The sequence below is a fragment of the Pseudonocardia sp. 2-7 genome (assembly GCF_056341085.1).
The window spans coordinates 4140556-4156427 of sequence record NZ_CP094507.1 but is presented as its reverse complement, the minus strand read 5'-3'; the positions used below and the strand labels follow the sequence as shown (position 1 = coordinate 4156427).

The window sequence follows — 15872 nt, the reverse complement described above, 5'->3', positions numbered from 1 at the left end:
CGGTTCCCTCGCTTTGTCAGGGGGGCCTTCTGTCACCAGTTGTCTTTGCCTGAACCGGTCACGACCAGGTACAGGTCGCGGCCGCGGTTCTCGAGCGTGAAGTTCACTCGCTTGTTTGCTCCCTCGAAGTGTCCGGGGCGAGACTTGAAGGCGAAGTGTCGAGAGCCTACTTCGACGACCTCGATGTTGCCGAGTCCCTTTCCGACTAGGTCGCACCGCTTTCCAACGTAGAGCGATTTTCCGCAGTTTCCTGGCGAGGGGAAGACGGTATCGAAGTGCGAGTTGACGAACGAGTACACTTCATTTGCCGAGCGTGTCGTCGTTGCGATCCTGTACTCAAACGTGTATCCGTACGCCATCGCTGGTGATGCTGCCAGTACTAGTCCCAGTGATGTTAGCATTGCAATGAGGGAGCTGGCGATTGTGAGTCGCACTGCTGTTCGTTTCTGTCTGCCGGTCCGTGATGTGTTTCGGGCTGCGGACTTCTCGGTTTGGGTTGTCACGGCGGAGGTCTCGGTGTGGAGCGATGAGGTGTTACGGCACTCGTCAAAGTGGTCGACGAGTAGCATTTGGCCCTGCTGGTCTCGCGTTGCTGGACGGGGGTGTGCGTCGCGTCCGCGTGGTCGAGGGTGGTCGCGCTACGGTGAGCTTCGTGGGTGAGATTCTAACCGTTGCTACGGCTGTTCCGACCAGGCAGGATGCCGAGGCGCTTGCGAACTCTGTTGTGTCTGCCGGGTTGGCTGCTGGCGGTCAAATCATAGGCCCTGTAGGTGCTGTGTTCTGGCACGATGGCGAATTCGGCGCAGGAACGGAATGGATACTATCACTTAGGACCAGCGCTGCTCGCTACGACGAGCTGGAGGCGCACCTCATCGAGCACCACGAGTGGCAGAACCCCGAGGTGACCGCGGTGCCGCTGGCGCGGGCGTCAGCGGCGTACGTCGAGTGGGTTGAGCGCGTCACTGCGAAGTAGTTCCCGCACGGCGGGGACGTCGCCGTGGTGCTGTCCGAGTCGGCCGGCGACCTCGTTGAGTCGCTGCCGCGGCCGGACCGAGGCGACGTTGCCCATGACCCGCAGGCTGGACGTGACGGTGTCGACGGCCTGCTCGACCTCGCCGGCGTCGAGGTAGCTCTCGGCGAGCCAGGAGGAGTACAGCGCCTTGTCGCGTGCGTGCGCGTCGCTGTAGCGGGACAGCGCGCCCTCCAGGACCGGGACGGCGCGCAGCGGGCGGTGTAGCTCGGCCCAGCAGCGGCCGCTCATGATGGCCAGCTCGTCGCTGTCGATCCAGGCGGCATAGTCCGGCGTGCGCCCACCCGCGACCGCGTGTGCCTCCTCGGCGAGGCCGAGGCAGCGGGCGGTGGTTTCGGCGTCGCCGTCGAGGGCGAAGGTCCAGGCAGCGCGGGAGTAGAGCAGGGCTCGGACACCGGGGTCGACGCCGTCCTGACCGGCGGCCTGGACGGACTTCTCGGAGGTCGCGCGGGCGGGCCGGTCGAGGGAGATGAGCTGGTATGCGTGGAACGCGAGGGCGTTTCCGGCGAGGCCGGGGTCGTCCGCTTCCAGCGCGGCGGCGTGGCTGCGGCGGAAGTGGTCGCGGGCAAGGTCGTGCCAGCCGGCGTCGAATGCTGCCCATCCGGCCTGCTGGGACTGCTCGGCGTGCACGGCCAGGAGAGCGCGGTGGACGGTGTCGCGGGCAGTGCCGCTCTGCAGGATCCGCGCGGACAGCTCGGCTTCGGCGTTGTAGAGCCGGTAGGTGTCGGCGCCGCCGAGGGATTCGTCGAGGCGTCGGAGGCTGGTGAGGCGGTCGGTGAGGTCGGTGGCGACCTCGATCGTCGCGGTGTTGGTGCTCGCGTTGCCGAGCACGCTGCCGAGTAGTCCGGAGAGTGCGAGCGATCCGCTCGCCCGGAGGAAGTCGCGTCGCAGCACTGAGCCTTTGCCAACCTGATCACGCGCTGGCGATCATGAGGGTCTGAACTGCGGCGATGAGCCTGTCGGCGGTGTTCGGGCTGGACCGGATCTTGCGCAGGACTCGCCAGTTCTTCAGCTCGGCGTTGACCGCTCGCCCGGTCCGCGACGGTGGGCGTGGGCGGTGTTCACGTCCTTCTGGTGTCGCGACAGCTTCCGGAATCGGCCGGTGTCGGGGTCCTTACGTCGACGCCGCTGCGGCACGGCGACCGTAGGACCGGCGCCTTGGTAGGCGGTGTCGGCCGCGGCGGGGATCTCATGCTCGGCCAGGGCGTCGATGATCCCGTGCTCGCGGGCTGCGCCCATGTCGTGCCGCGCGCCCGGCATCGGCGGGGAGATCCACACCAGGCGGCCGACCGGGTCCGCGATGACCTGCACGTTCAGTCCGTGGGCTTTGTGCTTTCCAGAGTAGAACGCCCGGTCGTAGCCCGATGCCATCCCGACCCGGTCGATGCGCAACAGGGTGCCGTCGAGGATCACGAACGCCTTCCGTTTCGCGACCTCGATGGCTTGTTCCAGGGTGGGGGCCTTCGCGGCGAGCAGCTCGATCCCCTCCTGGATGTAGCGGTAGACCGTGGAGGTGCCGACCCCGAACCCGCAGGCCAACTCGGCGTAGGTGTCGTTCTTGCGCAGGTGCGCGACCACCAGCAGCGCCTGGCGGCCGGCGGCGAGCTTGCGCCACCGGGTTCCACGGGCGGCGCGGTGTCCGCGCAGGAGATCGGCGAGCAGGTTGAGCGCGCGGCTGGACACGGTCATCCCAGACGGGTAGGACAACACCTTGAAGCTCCTGGTGGGACGTGTTGATCTAGTCAATCGCCCGTCTACCAGGAGCTTCACCCATTCGAGGCCACGACACGCCGCAGTCCGCTGACCAGCACGTCCACCGAGGTTGGCAAAGGCTCACTGAACTGTCACCGTCCCAGGCATCTGTGTCCCGATCGGACGTTGTCGACGCTACGGAGACGGTCTCGGCAGGAGCAGGGCATCCACCCGGCATATCCGTGGTGGGGCGTGTGACGGTGGGCGCACGCCGGATTGCCGGGAGCGGTGCGCCGAGCTGGTCGAGCAGGCGTCGGTAGACGGCTTGGGGGCGTTGGACGGCGCCGGTCTCCCAGCGGCCGACGAGCCGGACGTCGAGTTTCGTGCCGCGTTCTTCCTTGGTCTCGAACGCGACGCGCACGATGTGGTCGACGAGGTCCTGCTGCGACCACCGCTGGATCTCATCGCGCCATCGGCGGAGCTGGTCGCCCCAGGGCTCGTCGCTGTCGGTCGGATCCACGCCGGCGGCCACCCCCGATCGCTCGCCGATCCCAGTCTGCCGGGCGAATGCCCGGCAGTTCCAGGCTTCTGACCTGCTTTGTTCCGGCGCCGACGACGATCGTCGACGCCATGAACAGCAGTGCACCACAGTCTCGCGATCCCCGGGCCGAGTTCGAGGAACTGCGCGAGTTGGCGGGGGAGATCCTGGCTCGTGTCGATCGGCTCAGGATTCGCCGGCGTCGGGCCCTAGCCGACGCTCGATGGCGTCGATCCGGTGAACCAGGGCGGTCACGTCCGCCCTGAGCGCGTCCAGCTCGGCGAGGACGGGATCGTCCGCGTCGGGGTCGGCGACCTGGTCGCCGTCGAGGATCCGGGTGATGTGGTCGCTGGGCCAGCCGAGCGCCTCGGAGATCGTGGCCAGGGTGCGCGGGCTGCGCCGTCGTGGCTGCAGGTTGTGCTGCAGCTCCCGGACAGTCATCAGCGCGACGCCGGCGCGGGTGGCGAGTTCGGTCTGCGTCATGTCGAGCTCGACGAGCCGTGCCTTGATCGCTTCGGCGACGGCGTCCCAGTCCTTGGCCACGCGCACCTTCCGTCAGTGCTCCAGCAGGCGCGGACCTGCTGATTTCGCTGCTGAGACTAGCGGTCGCGGCCCGGCGTGATCCAGCAACCTGCACGTTCAGATACGATGACTAGGATTAGCGGCTAATATTGGTGCTAATGTTGGTGCATGACGAGTTCGGGAGATGGAGGCAGGCGATGAGCAAGCAGGAGCCGGTAGCCGTGGCGGCGGCGCCGCGGTTCTACAGCGTCGCGCAGGTCGCGGCGATGTTCGGGATGTCGACGATGACGGTCTACCGGGCGATCGCGGCGGGGGAGTTCCCCGCCGTCCGCGTCCGGGGGCGGCTGATCATCCCGGCGAAGGCGATCGAGGCGATCGCGGATCTGGCGATGGCCGAGCAGACCGTTGTCGACGCGTCGGGTTGGGTGCCCGTGCCGCGGCGGAGCGCCGAGTGATGGGCGGCGTGGGAGTGGTGCTGCTCGTCCTGATCGCGGGTGCGGTGATCTGCGCGAAGGCGCGGTCGGCTGCGGGTGCGGCGGTGTTCACGCTGATCGCGGCGGTGGTGTTCGTCGCGACGCCGGTGGGGCAGGGGGTGCCGGGGGCGGTCGAGACGTTCATGTCGGCCTTCGACCAGGCCGCGACGCCTGCGTTGAACCGGACGCCTGCGGAGCACGCCTCGACCGAGGGGAGCGGGTCGTGAGCGGCGCCGCCGGTCGGCCCAAGTTTTGCCCGGCCTCACTCGAATTAAAGGGTCGCTGCGCGATCGCCTTCGGCGACGGCCTGCGGCCGCCCTTGAGTTCGAGCCTCGGAGGCCGTGCGCGCCTGACGGCGCGGTGGCGGGGCAGGCGCCGCCACCTGGGGGCTGGACCGACCGGCCCACCTCAACCCTTCTGGAGGCCAGCGTGGACACGAGTGTGATGAGCAGCAGCGTCGAGCTGGGGGACGACCTGGTCGACATCGACGGCCTGGTGTGCCCGGGGTGCTGGGGCCCGGTGGTCGACGCCCCGCCATCGGGGTGGCCGGCCAGCGCGGGCCGGGTGCCGGAGTTCAGCCACCCGGACGGGTCGGTGCTCTGCCCCGACGCTCACGGGCGGGTCGGGGAGCCGGTCGAGGCCGGGGGGCTGCGCTACGGCCTGACCGAGACGGGCGCGTCGGCGTCGCTCGACGAGGCGAGCGGGTGGGCGCGGTGACCGGGCGGACGGCGCCCGAGTGGCAGGTCCCGGCACGCGTCGTGCAGGCGGACGAGATCGACCGTCGGCTGCTGCGGCCGGCGGGCCGCACGAACCTGCTGCAGGTCGTTGTCGACCACGACTCGCCGTCGGTGGGCCGGTGCCCGGGGTGCGGGTGGGCGTCGACGACGCGCCGACGGGACTGCCCGTCGCGGGTGATCGCCGTGGCCCTGCTGGAGAACAAGCCGCTGCCGGTCCGGTTGGCCCACCTGGCCGACGTCGTCCCGGGCGCACGGGCCGGTCGGGACAGCTCCACGGACCGGGACGCACGACGGGAGTCCGAGGACGCGATGCCGGGGCTGTTCGACGCGCCGGCGCGGATCCCGGAACCGAGGAGGCACGAGTGATCAGCACATCCATCCACGAAGTGGGACGGCCCGGCGACGGGAACTTGGCGGAACACGACCGCCGGGCCGCTCTCACCACGCATCAGAAGACGGCAGGTGAGGAGTCGATGGTAGAGCGCAACGAGCAGGGCTGGCGCGCCCGTGCGGCGTGCCGAGCGGTGGACCCGGAGACGTTCTTCCCGGCGGCGAAGGCTGGCGTCGCACGGGACCGGCAGGTGGCCCGGGCGAAGCGGGTGTGCCGCCGCTGCCCGGTGCAGGCCTCGTGCCTGCGGTGGGCGATGGACGCGCTGCCGCACGGGATCGCCGGCGGCATGACCGAGGACGAGCGACGCCGGTCCCGCCGTGCAGCGGTGCGGCGGGCGAAGCGGGCCGAGGTACGGGCCGCCGAGCAGCGGCCGGAGCGGCACCGGTCGGACCGGGCCGAGGTGATCGCGGCCGGACGCGCGGCGATCGCCGACGGGATGCCGCGCGAGGAGATCGCCCGCTCGATGGGCGTCACCCGCCGCACGGTGGACCGGTGGGCCGCCATGACCCCGCCGAGCACAGGCGGTGGTCGCTGATGTCGTCGTTCGACGCGTCACCCAAGCAGCAGGCCGCCGGCCGGATGCGGGAGATGGTCCGCCGGGTCGCCGTCGAGGCGTTCGACGCGCGAGAGGTCGAGGTCCCGATCCCGGGGTTCACGGTGCTCACCGACCACGCGCTCACCGATCCGCTCGCCGGGGTGCGCGCGGCGTTGTTCCTGCGCAACGTCGCCGAGGGGCAGCTCTACGACTACGCCCGCGCCGCCCGGGCCGCAGGCCGGTCCTGGGACGAGATCGGCGACGCGCTCGATCTCCCGGAGGCCGAGTACCGGTCACGGGGCGAGGAAGCGTTCGTGTGGCTGGTCGAGGGCCGCGAGCCCGAACCCGACTCGCCGCCGCTCTACCGCACGCCGTCGGTGTACTGGCGGTGCAGCACCTGCGGGCAGCAGGTCACCGACCGGGGGCCGTTCGAGTCGCACCCATCCGACAACGAGTCCGGCCACGCCGAGGGCTGCACCCGTCACACGGGCGACGTCGCGGCGTGGACCGAGCGGACGGAGGGAGAGGACTGATGGAGATCCTGTTCAGCTCCACCGCGCTAGTGCTGGCCCTGTCCGCCGGCGGCGCGATGGTCGCGTTCACTCGCGGGGCCCGGATGCTCGCGGCCGGTCTGGCTGTCGTCGCGCTGCTGCCTGCGGCGACGATGGTCCAGGCCCTGTCCTGGCCCGCGCTCGTCGCGGTCGCCCTGGTGGCCGGTGTGATCGTGTGGCACCGGTGGTCGCGGTCGTCGGCGACGGTGTCGCGGTGGGCGTCGCGCACCCGGCGCAAGGTCGGTGTCGCATCTGGCCTGGACATCGTCCGGCACGCAGGCACCCTCGCCGTGCGGCGCCGGACCGGCACGGTGCGGCCGTCGCTGGTCGGCCTGGGCCGGTGGGAGCGGCTGCGCCTGCCGACGACCGAGGTGGCGGTCGAGCTGTGCCGCTCGGGTGCGCTGCGGGTGTGGGCCCTGGTCGAGGACGTCGTGATCGTTGTCGGCGGGCCGCGTACCGGTAAGACCGGGTGGCTGGCCGGGCGGGTCCTGGACGCCCCGGGTGCCGCGCTGGTGACCTCCACCCGTACGGATCTGCTGGACCTGTGTGCGCCGTTGCGGCGGCGGGACCGGGGTCCGGTGTTCGTGTTCAACCCGGCCGGGCTGGGGGAGCGGCGGTCGACGATCACGTTCGACCCGCTGACCGGCTGCAGCGATCCGGTGACCGCGACCGAGCGCGCGACGGACATGCTCGCCGCCGTCGCCCGCGGGTCCGGCGGTGACCGCGAGTTCTGGGACGGTCAGGCCCGCCGCGTCCTGGCCGCGCTGCTGCACGCCGCCGCGCTCGGCGGCCGCACGATGACCGACGTCATGGGCTGGGTGTCCGACCCCGGCGCCGCCGGGCGGGACGTCCCCGCACTGCTGATGCGCTCGGGTGTGCGGGCGTTCGAGCAGGACGCGATGCAGTTCATCACCACCAACGACCGCACCCGATCCTCGATCACCTCCAGCGTCATGCCCGCCCTGGCGTGGCTGACCCATCCCGCTGCCGCCGCGGCCGCCCAGCCCAGCGACGGGTTCGACGTCGCCCGGCTGCTCGACGACCGCGCGACGGTGTTCCTGCTCGGCGCGGAAGAAGCCCAGACCGCACCCCTGGTATGCGCACTCACCGGCCACATCGCCCGCGAGGCCCGCCGCCTCGCCGCGACGCGCCCGGCCGGACGCCTCGATCCGCCGCTGGGGCTGTTCCTCGACGAGGCCGCCCTCATCAGCCCCGTCCCGCTGGAGTCCTGGACCGCGGACATGGGCGGCCGTGGTGTGACCATCGTGTGCTGCTTCCAGTCCCGCGCCCAGCTCCTCGCACGCTGGGGCGAGCACAAGGCCGCGACGATCCTCAACAACACCGCCGCCGTCATGATCTTCGGCGGCACGAGGGACAAGGCAGATCTGGAGTTCTGGTCGACCCTGGCCGGTGAGCGGGACGAGCGGATCACCACGACCGATCTGCACGGCAAGGTCGCCTCCCGCACCGTCCGCAAGGTCCCGGTGCTCGCGCCGGCGCAGATCGCGAACCTGCCCGCCGGGCGGGTGGTGCTGATCCGGCGCGGGATCGCCCCGGTGATCGGCCGGGCGCGGATGGCGTGGAAGCGCCGCGACGTCCGCGACCACCAGCGTCAGGGGCGCCGCATCGATGTCCGAGCCGCCCGAGCATTCCGGTGGGACGAGCTGCGCATGTGGCGCGACGACCTCACCCAGCTCGCACTCGGCGTGCTCGCGAAGCGTTGGCCGGACCGCTACCAGGCCCGGTTCGAACGTCGCCGGGACGCGAACGCGATGTTCCGCGAGCTGGCCGTCATCCACGACAGCACCGGCCGGGATACCGCCCGCGCCGCAGGCACCGACGACGGCGACGAGGAGGCCGGCCGATGACGCGGCGAGACGCGGTCTACCCGCGCGACGTCGCGGCCCTGGAGTCCCGGCTGCAGCAGCTCCTCGCCGCCTGGGGCGGCGCCGACGAGGCGCAGATCGCGGACTACGAGGCCCGGCGTGAGTGGGTGCTCGACCGCATCGGCGACCAGATACGCGACCAGCGCCGCTACGACGAGCGGCTGCGCGACCCGCGGGCCGAGCACCGACGGCACGACCTGGCCGCCTACGGCCGGCACGCCCATCTCGCCGCGATCCCCGGCCTGGAGCGAGACGATGCCGAGGCTCCGAACGGCGCCCCGTACCGGCGGGAGGCCGGAACCGCGTACGCGGCGGTCGACCAACGGCTGGACGAGATCGACGACGCCCTGCGCACCGACACCGACGCCGAGCGCTACCGATGGCACGCCGACGAGGCCGGCGACCGGGAGCGCGTTCTCACCGAGGGGCCGGCGACGTTCATCGGCGGGATGTGGTTCACCCCGGACGACGACGCCCCGGGCGGTGTCCGCCCGTTGACCGAGGCCGAGCTGCGCCGGATCACCGATCAGGTCCGCGCGACCCAGGCCGATGCCCTCGCCCAGGACCTCGACCGGCCGCCGGACCACCGACCCGCCGAATCCCAGGACGTCGCCGACGGACAGGAGTGGGATCGATGACCGACCACAAGCCCGCGCACCCTGCCCCTGACCCGCGCGCGTCGCTGAACCACCTGGCCAACCAGGTCGACGAGCTGCGTCGCCGCGTCGACGACCTCGACCCGCTGAGCGGCCAGGTCGACGAGCTGGGCCGCCTCGTCGGGCGTCTCACCGACACAGTCGCGGCCGTGGCTGCCCGCCGGCGACCCGCGCCGGCGCCGTCCTGGCTGGTCGCCCCGGCCGACGAGGATGCGGTCCGCGACCGGCTCGACGAGCTGTGCGCCTGGCTGGCCGCGGTGTACCTGCGCTATCCGGACGGCGAGCAGGTGCTGCCGCTGTGCTGGATGTGGCACCCCGACGTCGTCGAGGAGCTGCTCTGGCTCATGCACGCCTGGTGCGCCGCCTACCAGGGCGCGGACGCCTCCGTCGCGGCGGCGGGCGAGTGGCACGACCGCCAGCGCCCCGGCGTGGTCAACCGGCTCCGCAAGTCCGTCGGGTCGTGCTCGCTGGAGCGCCACCAGACCCGCGAGGGCTGGCCGGACCCTCCCGGCGGCGCGATCGCCGTGCCCGGCATCGAGGCGGCCGGGCCGCTCGCCGCCTGGTGGGCGCTGCGCCGTGACCAGGTGGCACCGGAGCCGATCCCCACCGCCGACGGACTCGCGGGGGTGCGCGGATGACCGACCACTACGAGGCGGGGCCCGACCGGGCGGCGCGGTGGGGCCGGGCGGCCGTGTGGCTGCCCGGCCTCGCCGTCGCCATCGGCGCCGCGGTCGCGACCGCGCATGGTCTCTACGAGGTCGCCGCCGCAGCCGGAGTTCCCGCCGGGATCGCCTGGATCTACCCCCTCATCACCGACGGCCTGGCGCTGGTCGCCTACGCGGCCACCGCGCGGCTGCACGGCTCCGCCGCCCGCTACGCGTGGGTGGTCGTCACCGTCTCGGCCGGGCTCTCCGGCCTGGCACAGGCCAGCTATCTCGCCTCACCCGCCGACGCCGCACCGGGCGGGCTGGTGGTGAGCCCCGCGCTGCGCTTCGGCGTCGGAGCGTGGCCCGCGATCGCCGCTGCCGTCGTCGCGCACCTGCTCTACCTGCTCGCCGCCGCATCGCCCGCCGTGCCGGTCAGGGCGGCGGCGGGTGTCCGGCCGGACAGCCGGACACCCGTGTCCCAGCCGGACACCCGGAGCGTCGGACACCCGCACCGTGCCGTCCTGGACGGTCCGATTCTCCTGCCGCCCGAGCCGCGTCCGACCGAGCCGCCGTGCACCGCCGAGCCGCTGTCCGACGATGAGGCCGGGCACGCGGGACAGCTACCGGCCGATCCGACGCCCGCGGCGGACTCCCCGGCGCGCGACCGCGCCCGCGACGCCGCCGCCAAGCATCGGGAGCGGCACAACGTGCTCCCGACCGTGCGCGAGCTGCAGGCCCTCGCCGACGTCGGCCGAGGCACCGCCGCAGACGCCCTCAAACAGCTCCGAGACACCCCGCAGCAGTCCCCGACCGGCCTGCGCCTCGTCACCGACGACCAGGAATCCAGGACCCGACCATGAACAGCGACCTCAAGAACCGAGCCAGCACCACGAGCACGAGCCGAGCGACAGAGCACAACACCGACCAGCAGCACCACTACGCCGAACAGGCCAACAGCACCCCAAGATCAATAGCGTCACACCCTTGCATCACGATCCGCGGGTCCGTGCCGGCCTCCGGCCGACCGGTGAACCCACGCGCCGCCGTTGATCTTGAATGCGCCGATTTCATGATCGTTCCGGGGTGGTCGCGATGCTGAGGATCAGCAACGGCTACAGCCCCGAGTACCTCCTCAAGGAGGTCGCGACCGGGCGGGAGAACTACTACACCGGCGCGGTCACCGACGGCGAACCACCGGGCCGCTGGTGGGGCGCCGGGGCCGAACAGCTCGGCCTGACCGGGCTCGTCGACGCCCAGGACATGAACGCGGTCTACGAACGCTTCCTCGACCCGCGCGACCCCGCGTTCCGTGACCGCGACGCGTGGGACGAGGTGTCCACCCTCGGACACACCGGCCGCAACTACACCTCCGAGGACGAGCTGTACCGGCAGGCACTGGACAACGAGCCGGACGCGTCCGCCGAACGCCGGACACAGCTCCGGACAGAGGCCGGACAGAAGGCCCGGCACAACGTCGCGTTCTACGACGCCACGTTCTCCGTCCAGAAGTCCGTGACGCTCCTACACACCGCGTTCGAGGCCCGCGAGGTCGCCGCCCGCAACGCCGGACGCGTCGAGGAGGCCGCCGCGTGGGCCGAGTTCCGGACCGCGGTCGAGGACGCGATCTGGGCCGGGAACAACGCCGGGCTCGAGCTGCTGCAGCGGGAGGCCGGCTACACCCGCGTCGGACACCACGGCGGCGCCGCCGGCCGCTACGCCGACGCGCACGCGTTCACCGTCGCGTCGTTCTTCCAGCACGACTCCCGCGACCGCGACCCGCAGCTGCACATCCACAACGCGATCCTCAACCGCGTCGAGGGCCCCGACGGGACCTGGCGGACGGTCGACGGCCGCAGCTTGCACCGCTGGCGCCCTGCCGCGGCGGCGGTCGCCGAGCGCACCACCGAGGAACGGATCACCGCGTCGTTGGGGATGTTGACCGCGACCCGGCCGGACGGGAAGGCCCGCGAGGTCCTCGGTGTCTCCGAGCAGGCGATGGGGCTGGTCTCGACGCGGCGGCACAAGGTGACCGTGAAGACCGCCGAGCTGGTCGAGGCGTTCGAGGCCCGCTATGGGCACGCCCCGAACGGCTACCAGCTCGAACGCCTCGCCCAGCAGGCCACGCTGGCGACGCGGGCGGCGAAGTCGCACGACGGCGAGACCCGCGAGCAGCTCCTCGATCGGGTCGAGCAGAAGATGCGCCGCGAGGTCGACGGCGGCCTGGCCGGCATCGCCGACGCCGCCCTGGCCGCGCGCCCGGACCAGATCACCGTGCAGCAGTGGTCACCGTCGGAGGTGATCGAGGTGGCGCTCGCCGAGGCACAGCAGTCCAAGTCCGCGTGGACCCGCCCGGACCTCATCCGCGCCCTCAACACCGCACTGCCCGACCATCTCGGGGTCAGCGACGGCGCACAGATCGCGAAGCTGCTCGACTCGCTCGCCGACGAGGCGATCGACGCCGGCCTCGTGACGCTGCAGACCGAGCGCCCGGCCACCGACGTGCTGCCCGACGAGTACCGCCTCGCCAACGGCCGCTCGGCGTTCGAGGCCCCCGGCGGGACCCTCTACGCCACGAAGGAGCACGTCCACACCGAACGGATCCTCGCCGGCGCCGCCGGGAACCGCGACGGCGCCCGCCTCGCCGAATCCTCGATCGACCGGTTTCTGACGACGCTGGGGGAGCAGGGCACCCGCCTCGGCAGGGCGCAGGAGGCCGCGGTCCGCGGTGTCCTCGGCTCCGGCGCGCGGGTCGAGACACTCGTCGGGCCACCGGGCACGGGGAAGTCGTTCACCGTCGGCACCCTCGCCCGCGCCTGGACCGACCCGGAGCTGACCGGCGGGACACCACGGCGGGTGTTCGGGCTGGCGACCTCGCAGCAGGCCACCGAGATCCTCTCCGAGCAGGGCCTGACCTCGCGCAACATCGCCGCGTGGCTGGCCACCCAGGACCGCCTCACCGCCGGACGGGCCCGCGACGACGCCGATCTCGGGTTCCGGCTCGGCGCGGGGGACATCGTGGTCGTCGACGAGTCCGCGATGACCGACACCCCGGCCCTGGCCGCCATCCACGGCCACGTCGACCGCGCGGGGGCGAAGCTGCTGCTGGTCGGGGACCCGCGCCAGCTCGCCGCGATCGGCGCCGGCGGCGGCATGGACCTGATCGCGAACGCGGGCGGCGCCCGCTATGAGCTCAGCGAGGCCCGCCGGTTCACTCACGAGTGGGAGCGGGAGGCGTCGCTGCGCCTGCGCGAGGGCGACACCACCATCCTCGATACCTACCACCGCCAGGGACGGCTGCTCGACTGCGGCACCCGCGAGGCCGCCGAAGCATCGGCAGCGCGGGCGTGGCTGGCCGACACCCTCGACGGGAAAGCGTCGCTGCTGCTGGTCGACACCAACGACCAGGCCGACCGGCTCTCCGCCGAGCTGCGTGCGCAGCTGGTCGACCTCGGCCTGGTCGACGAGGACGGCGTCCGACTCGGCCGCACCGGCGCGTTCGCCGGCGTCGGCGACATCGTCGAGTCCCGCACCATCGGCCACGACCTGGTGGGCTACGAGGGCAACCACCGCGGCCCGCACACCCGCGAACGCTTCCGCGTCCTCGCCGTGCGCGACGACGGCGGCCTGGACGTCACCACCGACCTGAACCGCACCGCCGAGGACGGGGCGGGGGAGCGGATGGTGCTGTCCCCGCGGTTCGTCGCCGACGACCTCGCGCTCGGCTACGCGGGTACTCGCTATTGCGGGCAGGGCGCCACCGTGCAGACCAGCCACTCGGTGATCACCGACCGCACCGACCACGCTGCCGGCCTGGTCGGACTCACCCGCGGCCGCGACGCCAACACCGCCCACGTCGCCACCGTCACCGAGCTGCCCGACCCCGCGGACGGCGGCGAACACCACCAGCTCCACCGCTCACCGCAGTCCGTGCTCACGACCGCGCTGGAGACCGCCGAGCCGGACCGCTCCGCCCTCACTGTCGCCGAGGAGTCCGCCGACTGGGCCGACTCGGTCGCCACCGCTGCCGAGCTGTTCGCCGACGCCGCCCACCAGGCATCGGTACAGCGCACCAGCACCTGGCTCGACCGGCTCACCGACACCGGCGTCCTCACCGCCGAGCAGCGCGACCAGCTCGCCGCCGAGGACGCCGCCACCTCCCTCACCCGGCCCCTGCGCCGCGCCGAGGTCTCCGGCACCGACGCCTACCAGGCCCTGCACGACACCATCAGCACACAGCCACTGACCGGCGCCCGGAACCTGACCAACGTCATCCACGCCCGCCTCCGTGACCGGCAGCAGTTCGAGCCCCAGGTCGGAAGCTGGGCCGAGCGAACCCCGCAGCTCGACGACCCACAGATGAGCCGCTACCTCGACCGACTCGCCGAACACCTCGACCAGCGCACCACCGACCTCGGCAAGGAGACCGCCGAGGACGCGCCCCGCTGGGCCACCGAGCTGCTCGGCGACGTCCCCGACCGCGACGACACCGACGCCCGCGCCGAGTGGGAGCGCAAGGCCGGCGCCGTGGCCACCTGCCGCGCCCTCACCGGCCGCGACACCGAGGAACCCACCGACGAGGACGACAGGGCCGAGGCCCTCGACGTCCTGGGCAAGGCGCCGAAGCCCGGGATGGTCGAGTACCACGCCGCCTACTGCGCCGGATGGGACGCGCTCGGCCGGCCCCGCGCGGACCGCGAGGAGTTCGAGATGTCCGACGGGCAGCTCCGGATGCGCGTGCGCGCCTACGAGCGCCAGCAGGCCTGGGCGCCCCGCTACGTCGCCCACGAACTCGCCGGCACCCGCCAGGCCGCCGAACACCACCGCCACACCGCCGTCCTACGACGCACCGAAACCGACGCGGCCGACGACCCCGCCCGCGCCGAAGCCCTCCAGGCCGAGGCGACCGGAGCGACCGCACTCGCCGCCGAGCTGGACGAGCGGGTCGGCGAGCTGGAGGAAGTCGAGGAGGCTCGCGGGCGTTGGCTGCTGCGGACCGCCGTTGACAAGGAGAAGCACGACCGCGCGCTCATCGCGCTCGCGCACCGCAACTCCGACCGCGACGAGCCCGACGACCGGGTCTCCGCCGACGAGTGGCTCGCCGCCCACGACGAAGCGATGCGCGCCGAGGACGAGCACCGCCCGATCGCCGAGGATGACGTCGACGACCAGGCCGCCGAGGCCGCCGTGGATACTGCGCCCGACGACAAGCCGGTCCTGGAGACCGCGGTTCCCGACGTGCGAGAGATCGCCGAGGCCGAACCGCGTGAGCGGCACGAGGACGACGTCCGTGTGCCCACGACGGCCGAGTCCGAGGACGCGGTCACCCGTGCCCGCCGAGCGCTCGACGAGATCCACGCGCAGGAGGCGTACGAGGCGAGCCAGGACACCGCTGCCGACCGCGACGTCGACCACGCCCACGAGGACCCGTTCGCCGACGAAGCCGACGACGGGTGGGACGAGGACTACGCGGACTCCTGAATCTCGAACACCGTGCCCGGAAGCTCGGCCACGACGCGCCGCCACAGTGGCAGTTCGTGGTCGGGCTCCGGGCGGGCCAGCCAGCCCGGCTCGTAGCCGTCCTCAACCATCGTCAGGTAGAGATCGGCCTGCTCACGGGGGTCTGACCAGGTGCGCTCCTCCCGCCACAACGCGAGAAGATCGACGATCGGCTCGGGAAGCCGACCACCCAGGATCCGCTGCCGCGGTCCCCACTCGGGGACCGCGGTCGGGAGACCGTCCGGCGTCATACCTGTTTCGACGAGGTCCATCGGGTGCCAGCGGACCTCGTGCTCGCCGCCGCGTGGCACGTCGACGACGACCAGCCCGGATGGCAACGGCTCCGGCCGCTCAAGCGCGATCGAGAGATCAGCCTGCTCCCACACCAGCATCAGGCGCGCCGCTGCGGTCATCGACGCCATCCAGCCGAGGCCAGTGATCGCGCGGTGTGCGTCCTCGCCGCGGTAGAATGGCCGGGTACGCAGGTAGCCGACATAGGGCAGTTGCGGTAGTTCTGCGCACAGCAGGTACGCCGTAGGGGGAGGAACCCAGCCCCCCTCCGCCAGCATAGCCGCGGTCGTGCCGATCGCGAGCTGCTCCAGTTCGTCCACCCATGTCGGCTCGGTCATCGTCAGCATGGGCGCAGTGTGACTCGGACCCCTGACATCTCTGTCTCATAATACGTCTGCGGGGCGATCTGCACCCCGTGCTCCGAGAG

At 72.1% G+C, this 15872-nt stretch carries 16 protein-coding genes, 1 pseudogene and 1 other annotated feature (1 of these 18 running past the window's edge); of the genes and pseudogenes, 12 read left to right on the top strand and 5 right to left on the bottom strand.

Annotated features, from left to right (window positions below):
• Positions 1 to 32: 32 nt before the first annotated feature.
• The gene (locus tag MTO91_RS20005; RefSeq protein WP_476654992.1) at positions 33 to 569 is read right to left on the bottom strand and encodes a hypothetical protein; all 537 of its coding nucleotides are present in this window, start codon (positions 567 to 569) and stop codon (positions 33 to 35) included.
• Between MTO91_RS20005 and cutA the strand changes: the two genes are divergently transcribed.
• Positions 464 to 973, top strand: coding sequence for a divalent-cation tolerance protein CutA (gene cutA, locus MTO91_RS20000; protein WP_476652280.1), 510 nt, complete (start codon positions 464 to 466; stop codon positions 971 to 973). The two genes, MTO91_RS20005 and cutA, sit on opposite strands and share 106 nt — an antisense overlap.
• Here cutA and MTO91_RS19995 read toward each other — a convergent pair.
• The 3 genes and pseudogenes from MTO91_RS19995 to MTO91_RS19985 form a co-directional block, all read right to left on the bottom strand.
• Positions 929 to 1861 carry a hypothetical protein gene (locus MTO91_RS19995; protein ID WP_476652278.1) on the bottom strand — a complete coding sequence of 311 codons (933 nt, stop codon included), beginning with the start codon at positions 1859 to 1861 and terminating at the stop codon, positions 929 to 931. The two genes, cutA and MTO91_RS19995, sit on opposite strands and share 45 nt — an antisense overlap.
• A gap of 82 nt (positions 1862 to 1943) precedes the next feature.
• Positions 1944 to 2740 (bottom strand): annotated as a pseudogene (locus MTO91_RS19990) (transposase family protein).
• A 706-nt stretch (positions 2741 to 3446) separates the two neighbouring features.
• Positions 3447 to 3809, bottom strand: coding sequence for a helix-turn-helix domain-containing protein (locus MTO91_RS19985; RefSeq protein WP_476652277.1), 363 nt, complete (start codon positions 3807 to 3809; stop codon positions 3447 to 3449).
• Between the two features lie 170 nt (positions 3810 to 3979).
• Here MTO91_RS19985 and MTO91_RS19980 point away from each other — a divergent pair, with 170 nt between their 5' ends.
• The 11 genes from MTO91_RS19980 (at position 3980) to mobF (ending at position 15136) form a co-directional block, all read left to right on the top strand.
• The gene (locus tag MTO91_RS19980) at positions 3980 to 4237 is read left to right on the top strand and encodes a helix-turn-helix domain-containing protein (protein WP_476652276.1); all 258 of its coding nucleotides are present in this window, start codon (positions 3980 to 3982) and stop codon (positions 4235 to 4237) included.
• A 17-nt stretch (positions 4238 to 4254) separates the two neighbouring features.
• Complete coding sequence (locus MTO91_RS19975) at positions 4255 to 4482, top strand: hypothetical protein (protein ID WP_476652275.1); 228 nt, start codon at positions 4255 to 4257, stop codon at positions 4480 to 4482.
• A 217-nt stretch (positions 4483 to 4699) separates the two neighbouring features.
• Complete coding sequence (locus MTO91_RS19970; RefSeq protein WP_476652273.1) at positions 4700 to 4972, top strand: hypothetical protein; 273 nt, start codon at positions 4700 to 4702, stop codon at positions 4970 to 4972.
• A complete protein-coding gene (locus tag MTO91_RS19965) occupies positions 4969 to 5358 on the top strand; it encodes a hypothetical protein (RefSeq protein WP_476652271.1) in 390 nt (129 codons plus the stop codon). Before MTO91_RS19970 ends, MTO91_RS19965 begins: the two co-directional genes overlap by 4 nt.
• A 107-nt stretch (positions 5359 to 5465) precedes the next feature.
• The gene (locus MTO91_RS19960; RefSeq protein WP_476652270.1) at positions 5466 to 5918 is read left to right on the top strand and encodes a WhiB family transcriptional regulator; all 453 of its coding nucleotides are present in this window, start codon (positions 5466 to 5468) and stop codon (positions 5916 to 5918) included.
• On the top strand, positions 5918 to 6451 hold the full coding sequence (locus MTO91_RS19955; RefSeq protein ID WP_476652269.1) for a hypothetical protein: 534 nt from the start codon (positions 5918 to 5920) through the stop codon (positions 6449 to 6451). The genes MTO91_RS19960 and MTO91_RS19955 overlap by 1 nt, the downstream gene beginning before the upstream one ends.
• The gene (locus MTO91_RS19950) at positions 6451 to 8337 is read left to right on the top strand and encodes a type IV secretory system conjugative DNA transfer family protein (protein WP_476652267.1); all 1887 of its coding nucleotides are present in this window, start codon (positions 6451 to 6453) and stop codon (positions 8335 to 8337) included. The genes MTO91_RS19955 and MTO91_RS19950 overlap by 1 nt, the downstream gene beginning before the upstream one ends.
• Positions 8334 to 8993: a hypothetical protein gene (locus MTO91_RS19945; RefSeq protein WP_476652266.1), complete on the top strand. Its 660-nt coding sequence runs from the start codon at positions 8334 to 8336 to the stop codon at positions 8991 to 8993. Before MTO91_RS19950 ends, MTO91_RS19945 begins: the two co-directional genes overlap by 4 nt.
• A complete protein-coding gene (locus MTO91_RS19940) occupies positions 8990 to 9649 on the top strand; it encodes a hypothetical protein (RefSeq protein ID WP_476652265.1) in 660 nt (219 codons plus the stop codon). The genes MTO91_RS19945 and MTO91_RS19940 overlap by 4 nt, the downstream gene beginning before the upstream one ends.
• Entirely contained in the window at positions 9646 to 10518 is an 873-nt protein-coding gene (locus tag MTO91_RS19935) for a hypothetical protein (protein WP_476652264.1), read from the top strand. Before MTO91_RS19940 ends, MTO91_RS19935 begins: the two co-directional genes overlap by 4 nt.
• A gap of 232 nt (positions 10519 to 10750) precedes the next feature.
• Positions 10751 to 15136, top strand: coding sequence for a MobF family relaxase (gene mobF, locus MTO91_RS19930; RefSeq protein ID WP_476652263.1), 4386 nt, complete (start codon positions 10751 to 10753; stop codon positions 15134 to 15136).
• Here mobF and MTO91_RS19925 read toward each other — a convergent pair.
• Positions 15121 to 15792, bottom strand: coding sequence for a hypothetical protein (locus MTO91_RS19925; RefSeq protein WP_476652262.1), 672 nt, complete (start codon positions 15790 to 15792; stop codon positions 15121 to 15123). The genes mobF and MTO91_RS19925 overlap by 16 nt on opposite strands.
• Before the next feature lie 50 nt (positions 15793 to 15842).
• Positions 15843 to 15872, bottom strand: a sequence feature (AL1L pseudoknot) (it continues 102 nt past the right edge of the window).